The following is an 18,097-nucleotide window of genomic DNA, read 5'->3' on the forward strand; positions in this document are numbered from 1 at the left end:
GAGTTTCTGAAGGCGTTTTGTACCGCCATCCAGCAGTGTCCTGTCTCAGCCGTAATGGTCTCGAGACAAGGAACTCCGATGCGCGTTGTTCAACCTGGCTCACGGGCGGGTGCCGTGCGGCTCGCCGGTCTGGCCTTGGCCGTCACGGCGGTCACCTCCCTGATCGCACCGACCGCCGCCATGGCGGACCCCGATCCGGATGGCACCAGGAGGGCCGGCGACGTCTCCACGGCCCGTGCCCTCGCGGCCTGTGACTCCTCGGGCACGACACCGACCGATTCCGCGCTCGCGACGCAGCTCAACGGCAAGCTGACGGCCAAGATGCGGGGATACATGTCGGCGTACCGGGTCTCCTGCGCGCGAAAGGTGATCGAGGCGGTGCACGACCGGGGGTTGCACTCGCGGGCCGCGGTCATCGCCATCGCGACGACGATCGTCGAGTCGAGCATCGACAACATCGCCGAGGAACTCGATCACGACAGCCTCGGCCTGTTCCAGCAGCGTGCGTCGTGGGGCACCGTGGCGCAGCGGCTCAATCCCACCTGGGCGACGAACGCCTTCCTCAACAAGATGCTGTCGAAGTATCCGAACAACACCTGGATGACGGCGCAGATCGGCCAGATATGTCAGGCCGTACAGGTGTCGGCATATCCCGAGCGTTATCAGCCGCAGGCGGGTGACGCCCAGATCATCGTCAACACCATCTGGCCGTACGTTGCGGGCGGCGGGGGTCGTGACTTCAGCGGTGACGGCAAAGCCGATGTGATCGCCCGTAATGCCACGACCAAGGATCTGCACCTCTACCGTGGCAACGGAACCGGCGGCTTCCAATCGGGAACCGGCGAGGCGTTCGGCCACAACTGGTCCGCCTTCGACATCATCTTCAGCCCCGGCGACTTCTCCGGTGACGGCAAGGCCGATGTGATCGCCCGTAATGCCACGACCAAGGACCTGCACCTCTACCGTGGCAACGGAACCGGCGGCTTCCAATCGGGAACCGGCGAGGCGTTCGGCCACAACTGGTCCGCCTTCGACATCATCTTCAGCCCCGGCGACTTCTCCGGCGACGGCAAGGCCGACATCATCGCCCGCAACACCACCACCAAAGACCTGCACCTCTACCGAGGCAACGGAACCGGCAGCTTCCAATCCGGCACCGGCGAGGCGTTCGGCCACAACTGGTCCGCCTTCGACACCATCTTCAGCCCCGGCGACTTCACCGGCGACGGCAAAGCCGACATCATCGCCCGCAACACCACCACCAAAGACCTGCACCTCTACCGAGGCAACGGAACCGGCAGCTTCCAATCCGGCACCGGCGAGGCGTTCGGCCACAACTGGTCCGCCTTCGACACCATCTTCAGCCCCGGCGACTTCACCGGCGACGGCAAAGCCGACATCATCGCCCGCAACACCACCACCAAAGACCTGCACCTCTACCGAGGCAACGGCACCGGCAGCTTCCAATCCGGCACCGGCGAAGCCTTCAGCAACAACTGGTCCGCCTTCGACACCATCTTCTGACGCCTGATTCGCCAAGGCACCTCGGCGTCGAGCAGTACGAACCCCTCCGGCGGTGTGGTCTTGTCAGAGACCACACCGCCGGAGGGTTCTGCTCGCTCCCAGGTCTCGCACCTCCGCAGAGAAATACAGAGCAGCGCCAACGCTTTGGACCGGCCTCTTCTTCGGACGCCACTTCATCAAGATCATCTGACTGTCTTCAGCTTTTCTATAAATCCACCCCAACGGCTTCTGGCGAGCCTGGTGTGCACCACCTGCTGTGCACGCTCTCTGGTCGTTCGCGATATGTCTTGACCATCTCCACAACGCGACATATCGTGTCCATCGACAACGCGATATTACGCGTATTTGGAGGTGGACGTGAAGCAGGAGCGAGTTCCCGTACTCGTGGTCGGCGGCGGCTACGCGGGGCTGAGCGCGGCCGCGCTGCTGGCCTGGCGGCAAGTCCCCGTCATGCTGGTCGAGCGGCATCCCAGCACGTCGATCCAGCCCAAGGCGTTCGGCGTCGGCCCCCGGGCCGTCGAGCTGCTGCGGCCGGTGCCCGGCCTCGAACAGACGCTCAGGGGGATCTGGGCGGGCATCGGCGACAACACGCGCATCGCCATCGCCTCCAGCCTGAGCGACCCCGACCCGCAGGTGATCATCGACGAATCAGACGCGGACTTCGCCTTCCTCACCGAGGCGACGCCCGCCCAGCAGTCGGGAGCGCCACAGGCCGAGGTGGAGCGGGTGCTCCGGGCCAAGGCCGAGGAGCTGGGCGCCGACGTGCGGTTCAGCACCGAGTTGCTCTCGCTCGACCAGGATGCCGACGGCGTGACCGCGGTGATCAGCGCGGATGGCGTCGAGACCACCGTACGAGCCGACTACGTGGTGGCCGCCGACGGCTACCGGAGCCCGATCCGTCAGAAGCTGGGCATTCCCACGACAGGGCGGGGCGAACTGGGCAACATGTGCTCGATCATGTTCGACGCCGACCTGACGGGCCTGGTGCGGCAGCGCGAGGTCACGGTCTGGTACCTGCGGAACGACGTCCTCACCGGCGTGATCCTTACCGGGACGGGCGTCGGCGCGCATGTGCTGGGCGTCAACTACGACACCTCCCTGGGCGAGAGCGAAGACGACTTCACCATGGAACGCTGCGTCGAGCTGGTCCGGACGGCCACCGGCGTGCCCGATCTGAAGGTCCGGATCCTCGATCGGACGACCTTCGCCCTGGCCCACCTGCTGGCCGACCGCTACCGCGAGGGGCGGGTCTTCCTGGCCGGCGACGCGGCGCACACCATGCCGCCCACCGGCGGGCAGGGTGGCACCACCGCGATCCAGGACGGGTGCGACCTCGCCTGGCGGCTCTGGCTGGTGCTCTCCGGCCAGGCGGGTCCCGGCTTCCTCGACGCCTACGACGCCGAGCGGCGCCCGGTCGGCGCGCTGACCGCCAACGCGCAACTGGCCAACCTGGGCGTACGGATGCCGCCCGCCCAGCGCGCCGACTATCCCGAGCCACTCGACGATCCCCTCCGGGCCATCTTCGGCTGCCGCTATCACTCGACGGCCATCCTGGACGACCCCGATGACGACGGGTCGATCCTGGACGACGCCCGCGTGCCGGTCGGGCGGCCCGGCAACCGGGCCCCGCACGTGGTGCTCGACTGGGAGGGGCAGCGGATCTCGACCGTCGACCTGTTCGCGTCGGGGTTCGTGCTGATGGCAGAGCGACAGGGCAGGGCATGGATGGAGGCCGGGCGCCTGGCCCGGGAACGGCTGGGCATCCAGCTCACCCGCGTCCTGATCGACGAGGAGTTCGTGGACGTGGAAGGGCGCTGGCAGGAGAGGTACGGCGTGGGCGAGGGCGGCGCCGTGCTGGTCCGTCCCGACGGATATGTCGCCTGGCGCTCGCGGGGCGAAGACCCCGATCCAGCCGCCACCCTGGAACGGGTGCTCCGTCAGGTGCTCAGCCGCTGACCGCAGGCGATCGCTCCGAAGAGCGCAGGCTTCGGCCGGCCTTCCGGTCAAAGGAGCGGGTGCGTCGGCCGGCCTTCCGGTCAGAGAAGCGGGTGCGTCGGCCGGCCTTCCGGTCAGAGGAGCCGGTGCGTCGGCTGGCGACCGGTCAGAAGAGTCGGAGCTGCCCGGTCCGTCGTGCCCGCGCCTCGCCCGCTTTGAGCGCGACGACTGCTCCGAGCAGCAAGACCGCAGACAGTACGGCCAGCCCCGCCAGCTCACCGGCGAGATCGCCCACACCTTGCCCGTCGAGCAGCGCACCGCGCACGACCATCAGACTTCCGGTGAGCGGCAGCACCGAACCGACGGCCTGAAGCCAGCCCGGCAGCGCGAACGTCGGTAACCGGACACCGCTGGCGAACCACATCGGATCGTCCAGCAGCGTATAGAGGAACGCCGAGTCCCTGGAGAAGATCAACAAGCTGTTGAGGAACGCCCCCCATGCGACAGCGGGCACCAGCACGGCCAGGAAGACGACCGCGTACATCCCCGGATGAGCCACGTCGATCACGTCGAGCAAGGTGAACATGGCCGCGACGAAACAGGCGAACAGCCAGGCGTTCTGCACCAGCGCGCCGAATCCGTTGCCGATCACCAGCACCAGCCGGTTGGCCGGCGACAGGAAGAGCAGCTCCAGCGTGCCGGTCTGGCGCTCGAAGGAGAAGTGCCAGGCCGACTGGACCATCGAGAAGAAGAACGTGAACCCGAGCGCCCCGGTGGCGAGGAAGGCGAGCAACCGCTCCGGGTCGGCGGCCAGTGGCCAGCGGCCGGCGATGCCGGGGGTGGCCGCCAGCGGCTGAAGCGTGTAGTAAGCGCCCGCGAGCGTCAGCAACGGCCAGAGCAGCATCGAGCAGACGACCAGCTTGCTGCCGAAGATCCGGCGGTGCTGCTTGAGCGCCTCGGCCCGCAGGATCTTCACCGCGTGCCTCATCGAGTCAGCTGCCAGGGCATGATCAGGCACGGGCACAGGCTGGCCGGATTGAGCTCGCAGGTCGCGCACATCACGCTCCTCGATGGCCGGATCACGCGACCACCGCCGGTGACCGGTCGTTGAGCGCCAGGATGGCGTCCTCCAGCGACGGCTCGACGATCTCCAGCCCGCCGAGGGTACCGCCCGCTTCCATGATCGTCGTGGTCAGCGCTCCCGCGACCTCACCGGGCCGGTTGAGCTCGACGACCCCTCCGGGCGCGAACCGTACGGCGTCGTCGAAGGCCAGCGCGGCCGCCCGGATCCGTGGCGTGAGGTCGGTGACCGTGACGCGCACCGTGCGGTGGCATCCGGTCTGGGCCATCAGCTCGGCGGGCGCGCCCTGAGCCAGGTGGCGGCCGTCGCCGATCACGTACACGTGCGCGCAGAGCTGCTCCACCTCAGCCAGGTAGTGGCTGGTGAGCAGCACTCCCTTGCCGCACTCGGCCAGTCCGGCCACGACCTTGCGCAGGTCGCGGGCGATGGGCGCGTCAAGGCCCAGCGTCGGTTCGTCGAGCAGCAGGTAGTCGGGGTCGTTGATCAGACCGCGAGCGATGGACAGGCGCTGGGTCATGCCCCGCGAGTATCGCTCGACCCGCATGTCGGCGGCGCTCGTCAGCCCGACGAGTTCGAGGAGTTGCTCGATGCGTGTCTTGAGCACCTTGGAGGGGACGTCGTAGAGCTGGCCGAAGTACCACAGGTTCTCGCGGCCGGTCATCCGTGCGTAGACCATGCGCTCGCCGCCCGCGATCAGATTGATCCTCTTCCGTACGGCATGTGGATCTTTGACGGGATCGAGTCCGCCCACGGTAACCGTGCCGGACGTCTGCCGGAGCAGCGTGGCCAGGATCTTGATCGTGGTGGTCTTGCCCGCGCCGTTGAGGCCGAGCAGTCCGGTGACCCGGCCGCCGGGGACGGTCAGGTTCAGCCCGTCCACGGCGACCTTCGCGCCGAACTCCTTGCGCAGGCCGATGGTCTCGATCATCAGTAACTCCTTTCCATGGCCCTGCGCTCCGCCCAGGGCATCGAGAGCAGCCCGGCGGCGGCGTAGAGCAGACTGATCAGTACGGCGACGCCCAGGCGGTCGAGCGGCAGGCCGGTGCCACCGGTGAAGACACCGCGGATCACGTCCATGGCCGCCGTGACCGGCACCAGCTCACCCAGCCACTGGAACACCTCGGGCAGGTAGTCCCTCGGAAAGGTGAACCCGGACAGCAAGGCGATCGAGTAGAAGACAGTGTTCTGCGTGATGTGCGCCTCGCCCGCGACGATCATCACGTTGCTCAGCACCACCGACATCCCGAACACGGCCAGGGCCAGCCCTACGACGGCGAGCACGGCGTCCACCGCTCCCGTGGTCGCCGGCCGCACCCCGAACAGCGCCGCGAAGCCGAGCAGGACCGCCACCTCGATCGCGACGGCGGTGCCCGCGAACGCGGAGAACCCCAGCAGGTACGGCAGGCGTCGCGCCGGCGCGACGATCAGCGCGCCCATCGTGCCCTCGCGCTGCTCCTGGAGCATGGCCTTGCCGGCCCACAGAATGCCGTGCACGACGAACATGTAGGCCGCGGCCCCCACCGCGATGTAACCGAGGTAGTCGCCGGTGCCCGCCTTGCCGGTGAACTCTGCCGACACCTGGTCGCCCGCGATGGCCCGTAAGCCGAGGTAGCCCAGACCGATGGTGAAGACACCCAGCAAGAGGGTGCTGATGAAGTAGGACCAGGGGTAGGCCCGCCTGGTCACCAGCCACGACCGTCTGAGGGTCGCCCATGCCACTGCCATAAGTCTCCTTTGGGAACTGACTCAGTTTTTATCAGAGACTGACAATCAGGTAAAGTCCCTTCATGGCCAGGGAGCTACGCGCGCAGGACGCCCAGTGCTCGATCGCCCAGGCAGCGGCCGTGATCGGCGACTGGTGGAGCCTGCTCATCCTCCGGGAGGTGACGCGGGGTCACCACCGGTTCGACGACCTGCTCGGCGAGCTGGGCATCTCGCGCAAGGTGCTCACCGAACGCCTCAAACACCTGGTGGAGCACGGGGTGCTGGCGCGGGAGCCCTACCAGACGGGGCCGGTGCGGCACGAGTACGTGCTGACGGACGCGGGCTGGGCGCTCGCCCCCATGTTGATCACCATGCAGGACTGGGCGGACCGCTGGCTCCTCGGCGACGGCACCCTCACCGGGGTCGCCGCACCACGGAGCTCGACCGCCGCCCGCCTGCACGCCCTGCTCGGCACCCGCATCCCCGCCCCCTTCCTGCTCCCCGCCACACTTCCCGGCACACTCCCCGCCACGTCCTCCCCCGCCACGTCAGCCACGTCCTCCCCCGCCACGTCCTCGTCAGCCGAGAACCGACCCCCGTCGCCCGCCGTCGCCCGCGGACCGGAATCCCGCCGCGTTCCCGGACCGGCGCCGTCCTCCACCGGATCGGATCCACTGCCTGGCGGCCCCTCGCCGGGAGATGCCGACGTGGTGGCGGACGCGGCCGCGACCGTGCTGTTCGGCTTCCCGGCGCCGGGCATGCCCGCTCCCCTGCCGCCCTACTGGGGCCAGGTGCCGGGTGCGGCGGGCTGCACGCTGGAGAACCGCCTCTTCCGTGACCGGGAGCCGGAGTTCGCCGCCCACGACATCGCCATCCACGGCGTCAGCACCCAGCGCCCCGACGAGCAGGCCGCCTTCGCCGCCGCCGAGGACCTCCCGTTCGCCCTGCTCTCCGACGTGGACCTGCGGCTGGCGGCGGCACTGCGGCTGCCCACGTTCAGGGCCGGGCAGGCTCTCCGCCTCAAGCGGATGATCCTGATCGCCGACCGCGCCCGCACCGTGCGCCATGTCATCTTCCCGGTGCTCGACATCCCCGAGGCCGTCGCCGAGTCCCTCGAAGTCGCCCGCACCATAGCCCGGACCCCCGCGCCATAAGCCGGACCCCCGCGCCATAGCCCGGACCCCGACCCGACCTCCGCGCCATAGCCCGGACCCCGACCCGGACCCCGGCCCGGACTTCCCGCGCCATAGCCCGGCCCCCGTGCCTGGCTGCCCCCGGCCACATCGCCGCGTGGCCGGCCAGCTACGGATACGGGGTTCTGTCGGTCCGGCCATAGCGCCGCAGAAACGGAAGCGCCGTCATCGTGGCTTTCACCAGGTCCGAAGTGACGATCATCGTGGGTCGACAGGTAGGCGAGGCCCGCGACGGATGGAGACCTGCTTCCACGTGGCAAGGTCTCGGTCGGCTGCCCGGTGTCACCGGAGCATCAGGCGGCCAAGGCCCGGGATGGTGTCAGGCCCGGCCGTCTCACTGAGGCCCGAGCATCATGCACCCCCTCCCGCGTGACGCACAGCCAGTCGTCAGACGACCCGGTGGATCCCGACGGCGGCCCCACCCTGAGGAAGGCGATCTGGCCTGTGCCGTGGATGGGGCCCACCTTGAGCCTTTTGACACTCCCCGCAGATCCGGGGCCGGGAGCGTCGGCGTCGCAGGGTGTGAGCCGGACTCCGAAGGACGGACCGCCGTCGCCGGAGACCTCCTCAGCCCTCTCGACCTGAAGATGGTCGTCGATCACCCGCCTCGCGGCGTCCGGGTGCGCCGCGATGAATGCCAAGTGGTCGGTGACGAGGCGATGAGCGACCATGCGGAGCACGTTGCCGGCGCACAGCCGGTGCGCGCAGGCCACCCCGTCGAGTGTGATCTCGGGCAGCCCGAAGCGCCTCAGGCCTCGGGAGGTGACCCGCAGACCACCGCACGCGCCTCCACGGACCGCTTCACCGGAAGGGCACCCCCAAGGCCGGCCCGGATCGCAAGACGTACCGGCCGCGAGGTCATCCGGACCACAGGAAGAGCATGCCTCGCGACCGGCCGGATCGCCGTACACATTGGCCTCGCGATCGGCCTGATCACCGTGCGCATACGCCTCGCGGTCGGCCAGGTCGCCGGGTGGGTGAGGTGTGGTGCCGGCGGCGGCGTACGGATGGACGTCCCAGCCGACCCAGCCGTCGGCGAGCCGGAATTCGGCGGGCTCGTCGGGACACGTCGGGCAGTTCGCCACCGTCATGCCGGTCAGCGGGTCGATGATCAGGCCGTCGTACGCACGGGCGAGGGTGCGAGCCGTGGCCCTGGCCACCTGGACACTCGTCGGGAACGTGTGCGGCGGCGCGGTGGTCGAGACAAGGAGGTGTTGCCCGGCGCGGCGCAGCAGATGACGCTCGTCGCCGGTCAGGTCGACTCCCTCCGGCTTCCACGGGGATCTGACGTGCGTGACGATCAGTCCCGGCCCGCCGAAGGCGCTCACCGCGGCCTTCCGGTGGTGTCCGGCGACATGCCATGGCACCAGTGACTCGACCGCGACGGGCATGCCCTCCATCGCTACGACGAAGGCAGAGGTCAGCGTGCCGGGCAGGGTAAGTGTGATCTTCATGGACGCCTCCGGGGCTCGGTGAGGCATCCAGGATCGGCAAGTCCCCGGCATGTTCATCAAGGCGAACCACGTTCTGTGGACAACGCCATGCTGCCCGGCCACTCCTGTGGATGGCCGCGACCGTTCAAGGACCGCACCCGCCAGGGCCGTGGCCCACGGCGTGACGACGGCGGACGCGGGCATTCGGCACGACGCCGGGCACGGTGCCAGACCGACCGCGAGCGCGTCAGGACGACTGCGAGCGCGCACCGTCAGAACGACTCCGGACGTGGCGTCAGAACTACGGGCGGCAGATCGCCAGCGCCTGGCCGGGCAGCCACAGCCCCTCGGCGCTCACCGAGACCGGCTCGTCCGACGCCAGCAGTACGCTGCCCACCTCAAGCGGTAAGGTCACCGACTCGGTCCCGAAGTTGACCGCCACGGCCAGCGTCCCCCGCCACATCACCAGCCACTTCCCGTCGGGGTCGACCTCCGCCCGGACCCGGTCCAGCCGCGGGTCCGACAGCTCCGGCAGGGCCTTGCGCAGCGCGATCAGATCGCGATACCAGCAGAGCAGCGACCAGTGGTCCTCGTCCTTGAGCTCGCCCCAGTCGAGCTTCGACTTCTGGAAGGTCTTCTCGTCCGAAGGGTGGGGCGCATCCCAGGTGTAGCCGAACCCCTCGAACTCGATCCGCCGGCGTTCGTCCTCGCTCTCGCGCAGTTGCGGCTCGACGTGATCGGAGAAGAACAGGAACGGCGTGGCGGCCCCCCACTCCTCGCCCATGAACAGCATCGGCGTGAACGGCGAGGTCAGCAGCAGCCCGGCGCCCAGCTTGAGCGCGGTCATCGGCAGCCGGTCACCCATGGGGCGGTTGCCGATCTGGTCGTGGTTCTGCAGGCAGGCGACCAGCCGGTGCCCGGCGACTCCCTCGTAGGACGCGCCGTGGCGACGGCCGCGGAAGGTCGAGTGGCCGCCGTCGTGCAGCACGCCTCGGGTGAGCACCTTGGCCAGCGCCCGCAGGCCGGTGAAGTCCTCGTAGTAGCCGTGGCTCTCGCCGCTCACGGCGGTGTGCAGCGCGTGGTGCACGTCGTCGTTCCACTGGGCGGTCATGCCGAGGCCGCCCGCGTCCAGCGAGCGGACCATGCGCGGATCGTTCAGGTCGGACTCGGCGATCAGCGACAGCGGCCGGCCGAGCGTGCAGGCCAGCGCGTCGACCTCCGCCGACAGCTCGGCCAGCAGGTGGGTGGCCCGCTTGTCGTGCAGCGCGTGGACGGCGTCGAGCCGCAGGCCGTCGATGTGATAGTCGCGCAGCCACTGCAGCGCGTTGTCGATGAAGTAGCGGCGCACCTCGTCGGAGCCGGGACCGTCGAGGTTGACCGCCTCGCCCCAGTAGCTCCCGCTGAACCCGGTGAAGTACGGCCCGAACGGGTGCAGGAAGTTGCCCGACGGCCCGAGGTGGTTGTAGACGACGTCGAGGATGACGCCGATGCCGTTGCGGTGGCAGGCGTCGACGAACGACTTGAGCCCGTCGGGCCCGCCGTACGTCTCGTTGACCGCGTACAGGTCGACCCCGTCGTAACCCCAGTTGCGCCCGCCGGGCACCGGCGCGACGGGCATGACCTCCACGAAGTCGACGCAGAGCTCCACGAGGTGCTCGATCCGGTCGATCGCCGCCTCGAAGGTGCCCTCCGGGGTGAACGTGCCGACGTGCATCTCGTAGATCACCGAGCCGCGCAGGTCGCGGCCGGTCCACTCGTCGTCGGCCCAGGTGAAGCGGGCGTCCTCGTAGACGGCGCTGGGGCCGAAGATGCCTTCGGGCTGCCGCCTCGTCCGCGGGTCGGGGTACGGCCCGTCCCCGTCGAGCACGTACCCGTAGCGGGTGCCGTGGGTCGCCTCGGGCACCTCGACCGCCCACCACCCGCCTTCCCGGGGGGACATCGGCCGGCGCCCATCGAGGACGTCGACTTCGACAGCCGTGGCCTTGGGTGCCCAGACCTCAAAGATCATGTCTCTCCAGGAGTGCGACGGGGTGGCGGTCGAGCAGGTAGGACAGCGCGACCTGTCCGGCGTGGAGCTCACCGGTGAGCAGGTCGCGCCAGGAGCCGGCGGGCAGCGTCAGCGTGGTGTCGCCCCAGCCCGAGCGGCGGGCGAGACCGACGGGGAGCCGGGTGGCGACCGCGACGGCGTCCTCGCCGCGGGCGAAGGCGATCACGTGCTCCGCCGCCTCCCCGTCCGCCTCCATCGGAAGGTACGGGGCGGCGGCGTCCAGGCGGCGTCGCAGCCGCAGCGCCTGGGTCGTGACCAGCAGCTTGGCCTCGTCCCACCGAGTCGCCGGCGTCGCCGGGAACGTCACCGGACGCCGGTTGTCCGGATCGACCAGGGAGAAGTCGGTCGTCTCGTTGCCCTGGTAGACATCGGGCACCCCGGGCATCATCAGCTGCACGAGCTTGGCCCCGAGCGAGTTGGACATCGCGTAGCGGTCGATTCGCGCGGTGAACTCACCGATCGGGAGCTTCACGGCCGCCTCGGCGAAGTCGCGGAGCCGCTGTTCGTACGACGTATCCGGATTTATCCACGAAATGGCGGTCTTGGCCTCGCGGGCCGCCTTCAGCAGGTAGTCGGTGAACCGTTCCGCGGAGATCGGCCACGCCGCCATCAGGTTCTGCCAGGCCAGGTAGTCGAGGTCGGGGTCGAGGCGTACGGACTCGGACCATTCCGTGACCGCCGCCGCCCACTCCTCCGGCAGCTCGGACAGCACCGACAGCCGGGCCCGGACATCCTCCGACCGCTTGGTGTCGTGCGTGGACAGCGTGGTCATGGTGTACGGCCGCAGGTCGGCGCAGTAGGCGTGGAAGTCGGCCACCGAGGTGCCGAACACGTCCGGCTCGCCGCCCACCTCGTTCAGGCAGGACAGCGGGAACCACCGGTACAGCGCGGTGTCCTCGACCCCCTTGGCCATGACCGGCCCACAGGTCTGCTGGAACCGGGTGATGGCCTCCGGCGAACCGTACAGGACCTGCTGGACGAGCGGCCGGACGGCGGGCGAGCACGTGGCGGCGGCGCGCTCGACGATCTCGACCGACTCGGGCGGCGGCGGCTCTCCGGGCACGACGTACGCGCGGTAGACCGGCATCGCGGCGAGCAGTTCGGCGACGGCGGCGGGGTCACCGGAGGTCGCCCGGGCCAGCCGGCCCACCTCGGCGCCGAAGAACAGGTCGAGCACCTCGCGCTTGGCCTGGGCCATCACCGGCGCGTAGCGGTCGGGCCCGCCGGTCAGCCGGGTGAACAGGTCGATCAGCGGCCGCTCGCCCGCCGGGTCGACGAACAGGCCGTTGACCCGGTTGAGCACCTCGTAGCCGGTGGTGCCGTCGCAGGCCCAGTCATCGGGCAGCCGCTCGTCACCGATCAGGATCTTCTCCACGACCGTCCAGACGCCGCCGGACCTGTCGCGCAGCCGTTCCAGATAGCCGCGCGGCTCGGCCAGCCCGTCGGGGTGGTCGATCCGCAGCCCGTCGACCAGCCCCTCGTCGAGCAGCCAGAAGATCACCTCATGGGTGGCGAAGAACACGGCCGGGTCCTCCACCCGCAGCCCGATCAGCGTCGACACGTCGAAGAACCGCCGGTAGCCCGGCCCCTCGCGCCAGTCGACCAGCCGGTAGTGCCCGGGATGCGGAAAGGTGTGCTCGTGGTAGCGCAGCACGTCGCCGTCGACGACCGGCTCGGTGCTGTCGCCCAGCACCGGCAGCGCCACCTTCCCGTCGATCCACTCGATGTCGAACCAGTCGGCGTACGGCGAGGCCGGGCCGTCCTTCAGCACCGACCAGAACGCGGCGTTGGTGGTGTTCATGTGGTTGGGCACGATGTCGACGATGATGCCCAGGTCGTGAGCGGCCAACGTCTCGGCCATCTCCCGGAGGCCCCCGGCGCCGCCGAACTCCTCACGGATCCGGGAGTGGTCCGTCACGTCGTACCCGTGCCGCGAGCCGGGCGTGGCCTGCAGGATCGGCGACAGGTAGACGTGGCTGACCCCGAGTTCGCGCAGGTAGCCGGCGATCTCCGCCACCTGCGCGAAGCCGAAGTCGGGCGTCAGCTGGACCCGGTAGGTCGAGGTTGGCCTAGACACGACGCAGCACCCGCACACTGCGGCCCGGGACCGCCACTCCCTCGCCGGCCCGGCACATCCGGATGTCCACGCTGATCGGCATCGCCGTGTCAATCTCTGTCAGCCACATCTCGCCGTAGTCCTTGGGGATGGTGAACCTGATCGTGTCGTGGTGGGCGTTGAACAGCAGCAGGAACGAGTCGTCCCGGATCGGCCGGCCGCGCCTGTCGGGTTCGGTGATGGCATCGCCGTTGAGGAACACGGCCAGCGACTTGGCGTATCCGACGTTCCAGTCGCCGTCGGTCATCTCCTCACCTGAGGGGGTGAGCCAGGCGATGTCGCTCAGACCGCGCACCGGTTTGCCGTAGAAGAACCTCCTGCGCCGGAACACCGGGTGCTTCTTGCGCAACGCGGCCAGGCTCTGGGTGAACTCCAGCAGCAGCCAGTTCTCCCTGACGTCGGACCAGTCGACCCAGGTCAGCTCGTTGTCCTGGCAGTAGCCGTTGTTGTTACCGCGCTGCGTGCGCCCGAGCTCGTCGCCGTGGGAGAGCATCGGAACACCCTGCGACAGGAAGAGCGTGGTCAGGAAGTTGCGCTTCTGCTGCTCGCGCAGTGACTCGATGGGCAGGTCCGCCGGCCCCTCCACGCCGCAGTTCCAGGAGCGGTTGTCGTCGGTGCCGTCGCGGTTGCCCTCCTTGTTGGCCTCGTTGTGCTTGTCGTTGTAGGAGACCAGGTCCTGCAGGGTGAAACCGTCATGGCAGGTGACGAAGTTGATCGAGGCCGCGGGACGGCGGCTGTCGTCCTGGTAGAGGTCGCTCGACCCGGTGATCCGGGAGCCGAACTCGGGCAGCGTGGCCGGCTGTCCCCGCCACAGGTCGCGGATCGTGTCGCGGTAGCGCCCGTTCCACTCGGTCCACCGCGACGGGAAGTTGCCCACCTGGTAGCCGCCGGGCCCCACGTCCCACGGCTCGGCGATCAGCTTGACCTGGGACAACACCGGGTCCTGCTGCACCAGGTCGAAGAACGCGCTCAGCCGGTCGACCTCGTGCAGCTCACGGGCCAGGGTGGAGGCCAGGTCGAAGCGGAACCCGTCGACGTGCATCTCGGTGACCCAGTAGCGCAACGAGTCCATGATCATTTGGAGCACGTGCGGCGAACGCATCAGCAGGCTGTTGCCCGTGCCCGTGGTGTCCATGTAGTAGCGCGGGTCGTCGTCGACCAGACGGTAGTAGTCGGGGTTGTCGATGCCCCGGAAGCTCAGCGTGGGGCCGAGATGGTTGCCCTCGGCGGTGTGGTTGTAGACGACGTCGAGGATGACCTCGATGTTGGCCTCGTGCAGGGCGCGCACCATCGCCTTGAACTCCAGCACCTGACCGCCCCGCTGCCCCTGGCTGGAATAACGGTTGTGCGGAGCGAAGAACCCGATCGAGTTGTAGCCCCAGTAGTTGGACAGCCCGCGCTGCTCCAGGATGTCGTCGGTGACGAACTGGTGCACCGGCATCAGTTCGAGCGCCGTCACCCCCAGCTTGGTCAGGTGGTCGACGATCTCCGGATGCCCGAGTGCCGCGTAGGTGCCCCTGATCCGCTCCGGGATCTTGGGATGGCTGATGGTCAGCCCCCGCACATGCGCCTCGTAGATCACCGTGTCGTGGTACGGCGTGGACGGCGGCCTGTCGTGCCCCCACCCGAAGAACGGGTTGACCACGATGGAGCGCGGCATGAAGGGCGCCGAGTCGAGGTCGTTGCGCGAGTCGGGCTGGCCGAACCGGTAGCCGTAGACCGCCTCGTTCCAGGCGACGCCGCCCTCGATCGCCCTGGCGTACGGGTCGAGCAGCAGCTTGGCCGGGTTGCACCGCAGCCCGTGCGCCGGGTCGTAGGGCCCGTGGACCCGGTAACCGTACCTCTGCCCCGGCCCGACGCCGGGCAGATAGCCGTGCCAGATGAAGCCGTCGACCTCGGTCAGCGGCACCCGCGACTCCCTGTTGGCCTCGTCGAACAGGCAGAGCTCGACCTGGTCCGCGACCTCCGTGTAGAGGGAGAAGTTGGTGCCCGCGCCGTCATAGGTCGCCCCGAGGGGATAAGGGTCTCCGGGCCAGATTTCGATCATCGAGGCTCCTTGCGCTTCTTCCCCATGTTCCGTTCCCCCGCCGCACCCGACAAGCCCGGCGTGTTCGGCCGTGTACGCGGATGAAGGTTTCCGCACGTCGGGACGTGACCCGTCACCGCACTCGCTCCCCCTCCCCCAGCAGACCGCTCAGGGTCCTTCCCCGCGATCGGCTCCTTAGCCACACCCGGCGCACACCATTGGACAGGCCCGTTGGATCGCCCCATTGGATCGCCTCACGGATCGGCACATGGATCGGCACATGGTGAGCCGCCTCCGACGGCGCGGTGTCGAAGGCGGCTCACGTTCACCGCAGGCCGCGTACGGGCCTGGGCTCAGGCGGCTGGGCCGCTCCGGCGCGGCCTCGCCGTGTCACTTCCAGCAACACCCAGTGCGGGCTGCCGTCGCGCGGCCGGACCGTCACGTCTGCGGCCCAGCAGGCGGCCGCGATGATCTCGCGGCCCTGCTCGATGTGCGTGGCTGTGGTGCCCGCCCGGCACCACACCCAGACGCGCTCGCCGGACGGCGCCGGCGCGCACCAGAGGATGACCGGGATCCTTCCTCGCCTGCTGACAATGTACGCCTCGACGAAGCCGTGCCGAATCCGGTGCGCGGTGACCACGCACCGGATCCGGCCCCACACCTCCGACCGGGCCGGCGGCCAGAGCAGGATCAGACCGATGAGGACCCCCGCGATCGGCGACATCGGCCCCAGCCCGTCCACGAACACGTACCCGACCAGTGGGAGGGCGACGGCGGCACCGATCTCGTACCGCCACCGCCACCCCACGACCACCGGGTTCGGCCGCGTGATGGGCGTGGTGGCCCGGTGCAGTTCTTCGAGCAGCGCCCACCTCGTCACGGCCGCGCTCTTCCCGAGCCCAGACAGGTGTGACAGATCCCCTGCCAGGTGAACCCCTCCCCGGCGCAGGCGGGGCAGATCCCCAGCCGAGGGCTGCGATAGACCCGCGTCAACGGCGCCGGTCGGTGCACCTCCCAGCCCCGCGCCCGGGCTCTCGCGTCGAGGTCGCGGAAGGCCCACTCGTCGAGGATCCGCAGGACCGTGACCAGCAGGCGACGGACAGGTACACCAGGCTCCCGCCTGATTACTAAGTTGCTAGCATCCATCGTGGATCGTCCTTTTTGCTCTGACAGCTGTGGATGATCGTCGGCTGGGTCGATGCGGCCACATCGGCCCAGCTTCGTGTCTTTCCGACCTCCTTTGAGGAGGGCCTGCTCACGGGCCCTGGACGGCTCTTTCACCGGTCAGCCGAGGCCGCTTCGCACACCTCTATTTGCCTATATTCCCAACTTTGCCGCATGCCAATGGCAATTGCCTATGAAGCTTGCCGGTGACGTTTGCATAACTCATATGCCTCCAGCAAGCCCGCCGCGCGGTAGGATCTTGGTCAGCCCGCGTCGCCGACATCAGCTCCGAGCTGGGCAGCTGAACGGAGGATCATGGCGAATCCCACTCTCCGGCAGCGACAGCTGGCAAAGCGCCTACGCGAGCTACGCCTGGAAGCCGGCCTGAGCATCGCCGAGGTGAGCGAGCACATTCTCTGTTCCCCGGCCAAGATCAGCCGCATCGAGACAGCGCAGCGCCGGGTCAGTCTGCGAGACGTGCGCGACCTGTGCAAGCTCTATGGCATCGACGACGCGACCCAGCTCATGGCGCTCGCCAAGGACGCACGCGAGCAGAGCTGGTGGCAGCAGGGCGAAGGCGTTGACATCGGCCCGCTCATCGGGCTGGAGAACGAGGCTTCGACCATCACCGAGTACGAGACCACGACGATCCCGGGGCTCCTCCAGACCGAGGAGTACGCCCGAGCCGTGACCCGCGGATTCGTTCCCCGTATCGACGAGACGCTGCTGTCCCGGAAGATCGAGATCCGGATGAAACGCCAGGAGTTGCTCCATCGCGCCGGGCCACCCCACTACTGGGTGCTGCTCGACGAGTCGGCGTTGCATCGCCACATCGGTGGCGCCGGCGTCATGAAGGACCAACTGGAACGACTGCTCCAGATGGCCGAGCTGCCCCATGTCACGATCCAGGTGATCCCCTACACCGTGGGTGCCCATATGGGCTTTGACAGCGCGTTCATGCTCCTGGAGTTCGACGAGGACACCCACCTTTCCGACACCGTGTTCATGGAGACGATCGCCGGTCACATCTTCGAGGAGAAGGCCAAGCACCTGGCTCGCTTCCGCGAGATAGTCGATCATCTTCGCGCGGTAGCGCTCAACCCGCAGGCGTCATCAGCGCTCATTTCCCATCAACAAGGACAGTTCGCTTCTCAAGTGGGTTGAATCCCCCAAAAGCACCGCTGGCAATTGCCACCGTCAAGTACCATGTGCGTGCCTGGGACGTCACCGACGTCAAAGGATCACTGGCGCCCGAACATTGTTCGAGACACGTCGGGCCATCATTCCGCATGGAGCAACCATGACCTCGCGTCCCCTGCCTGAGATCATCTGGAAGAAGCCTTCGCGCTGTGACCTCAACAACTGCGTTGAAGTAGCGCTATTGCCCGACGGATCCATCGGGCTGCGCGACTCCAAGAACATCGACGGCGGCACCTTGACCTTCTCCCCCGAAGGGTGGACGAAATTCATCGGTCCCATAAAAGGCGCGGACGACCAGGGCTACTGACCACAAACTAAGTATCGCCCCTTTTGGCCCATTCATCCCAATAGTCAAGCACGCCGGAAAAGCCGGTTTAGGATTGCTTGACGACAACTCCATGGCGATCTTTCAGGGTGATGCCGCATGAGTTCCCACACCTCAGCGATCTGGCACTCGTGCAACAACGGCAGTTGCGTCGAAGTCGCCGCGCTGGACGGCCAGGTTTGGGTGCGGAGTAGCGAGGACACGAGCAGCACCGCCCTCACGTTCACCTTCGAGGAATGGCAGACCTTCACCGAAGGCGTCAAGCAAGGTCTCTTCGATCTCGAACGGCTCGCCCCCCGCGTCTGACGAGCCCCGTCCAGCCTGCACACCTGCTTCAGGTTTCGAACAG

The 18,097-nt window shown here is 68.3% G+C and carries 14 protein-coding genes; 6 read left to right on the forward strand and 8 right to left on the reverse strand.

Going from position 1 to position 18,097, the window contains the following annotated elements; all coding sequences use genetic code 11:
- Positions 1-78 precede the first annotated feature (78 nt).
- Together AC5L3X_RS09175 and AC5L3X_RS09180 are read left to right on the forward strand one after the other, a co-directional pair.
- A complete protein-coding gene (locus AC5L3X_RS09175; protein WP_494856325.1) occupies positions 79-1,524 on the forward strand; it encodes an FG-GAP repeat domain-containing protein in 1,446 nt (481 codons plus the stop codon).
- Positions 1,525-1,881: 357 nt separating this feature from the next.
- Complete coding sequence (locus AC5L3X_RS09180) at positions 1,882-3,480, forward strand: FAD-dependent monooxygenase (protein WP_494856326.1); 1,599 nt, start codon at positions 1,882-1,884, stop codon at positions 3,478-3,480.
- 145 nt (positions 3,481-3,625) lie between these two features.
- Here the strand turns inward: AC5L3X_RS09180 and AC5L3X_RS09185 are convergent, their stop codons facing one another.
- The 3 genes from AC5L3X_RS09185 to AC5L3X_RS09195 form a co-directional block, all read right to left on the reverse strand.
- Positions 3,626-4,477, reverse strand: coding sequence for an ABC transporter permease (locus AC5L3X_RS09185; RefSeq protein ID WP_494856328.1), 852 nt, complete (start codon positions 4,475-4,477; stop codon positions 3,626-3,628).
- A 61-nt stretch (positions 4,478-4,538) separates the two neighbouring features.
- The gene (locus AC5L3X_RS09190) at positions 4,539-5,468 is read right to left on the reverse strand and encodes an ABC transporter ATP-binding protein (RefSeq protein ID WP_494856330.1); all 930 of its coding nucleotides are present in this window, start codon (positions 5,466-5,468) and stop codon (positions 4,539-4,541) included.
- Positions 5,468-6,265: an ABC transporter permease gene (locus AC5L3X_RS09195; protein WP_494856332.1), complete on the reverse strand. Its 798-nt coding sequence runs from the start codon at positions 6,263-6,265 to the stop codon at positions 5,468-5,470. The genes AC5L3X_RS09190 and AC5L3X_RS09195 overlap by 1 nt, the downstream gene beginning before the upstream one ends.
- A 62-nt stretch (positions 6,266-6,327) precedes the next feature.
- On the opposite strand from AC5L3X_RS09195, the gene AC5L3X_RS09200 reads away from it, so the two are divergent.
- Positions 6,328-7,398 carry a winged helix-turn-helix transcriptional regulator gene (locus tag AC5L3X_RS09200; protein ID WP_494856334.1) on the forward strand — a complete coding sequence of 357 codons (1,071 nt, stop codon included), beginning with the start codon at positions 6,328-6,330 and terminating at the stop codon, positions 7,396-7,398.
- A gap of 332 nt (positions 7,399-7,730) precedes the next feature.
- Here AC5L3X_RS09200 and AC5L3X_RS09205 read toward each other — a convergent pair whose 3' ends face one another.
- From AC5L3X_RS09205 to AC5L3X_RS09225, 5 genes are all read right to left on the reverse strand, one after another.
- Positions 7,731-8,891, reverse strand: coding sequence for a hypothetical protein (locus tag AC5L3X_RS09205; RefSeq protein WP_494856335.1), 1,161 nt, complete (start codon positions 8,889-8,891; stop codon positions 7,731-7,733).
- 280 nt (positions 8,892-9,171) lie between these two features.
- Complete coding sequence (gene treZ / locus AC5L3X_RS09210) at positions 9,172-10,878, reverse strand: malto-oligosyltrehalose trehalohydrolase (RefSeq protein WP_494856336.1); 1,707 nt, start codon at positions 10,876-10,878, stop codon at positions 9,172-9,174.
- On the reverse strand, positions 10,868-12,994 hold the full coding sequence (gene treY, locus AC5L3X_RS09215) for a malto-oligosyltrehalose synthase (RefSeq protein ID WP_494856337.1): 2,127 nt from the start codon (positions 12,992-12,994) through the stop codon (positions 10,868-10,870). The genes treZ and treY overlap by 11 nt, the downstream gene beginning before the upstream one ends.
- Positions 12,987-15,080 (reverse strand): glycogen debranching protein GlgX, encoded by a 2,094-nt coding sequence (glgX, locus tag AC5L3X_RS09220; protein ID WP_189129218.1) that lies wholly within the window; start codon positions 15,078-15,080, stop codon positions 12,987-12,989. The genes treY and glgX overlap by 8 nt, the downstream gene beginning before the upstream one ends.
- 304 nt (positions 15,081-15,384) lie before the next feature.
- A complete protein-coding gene (locus tag AC5L3X_RS09225) occupies positions 15,385-15,939 on the reverse strand; it encodes a hypothetical protein (RefSeq protein ID WP_494856339.1) in 555 nt (184 codons plus the stop codon).
- A 599-nt stretch (positions 15,940-16,538) separates the two neighbouring features.
- Between AC5L3X_RS09225 and AC5L3X_RS09230 the strand changes: the two genes are divergently transcribed.
- The 3 genes from AC5L3X_RS09230 (at position 16,539) to AC5L3X_RS09240 (ending at position 18,054) form a co-directional block, all read left to right on the forward strand.
- Positions 16,539-17,387, forward strand: a complete 849-nt coding sequence (locus tag AC5L3X_RS09230) for a helix-turn-helix domain-containing protein (RefSeq protein WP_494856340.1) — start codon at positions 16,539-16,541, stop codon at positions 17,385-17,387.
- 136 nt (positions 17,388-17,523) lie between these two features.
- Positions 17,524-17,730, forward strand: coding sequence for a DUF397 domain-containing protein (locus AC5L3X_RS09235; RefSeq protein WP_494856341.1), 207 nt, complete (start codon positions 17,524-17,526; stop codon positions 17,728-17,730).
- Between the two features lie 117 nt (positions 17,731-17,847).
- On the forward strand, positions 17,848-18,054 hold the full coding sequence (locus tag AC5L3X_RS09240) for a DUF397 domain-containing protein (RefSeq protein WP_494856343.1): 207 nt from the start codon (positions 17,848-17,850) through the stop codon (positions 18,052-18,054).
- The last annotated feature ends 43 nt before the right edge of the window (positions 18,055-18,097 follow it).

It is taken from the genome of Nonomuraea sp. CX421 (assembly GCF_059358955.1).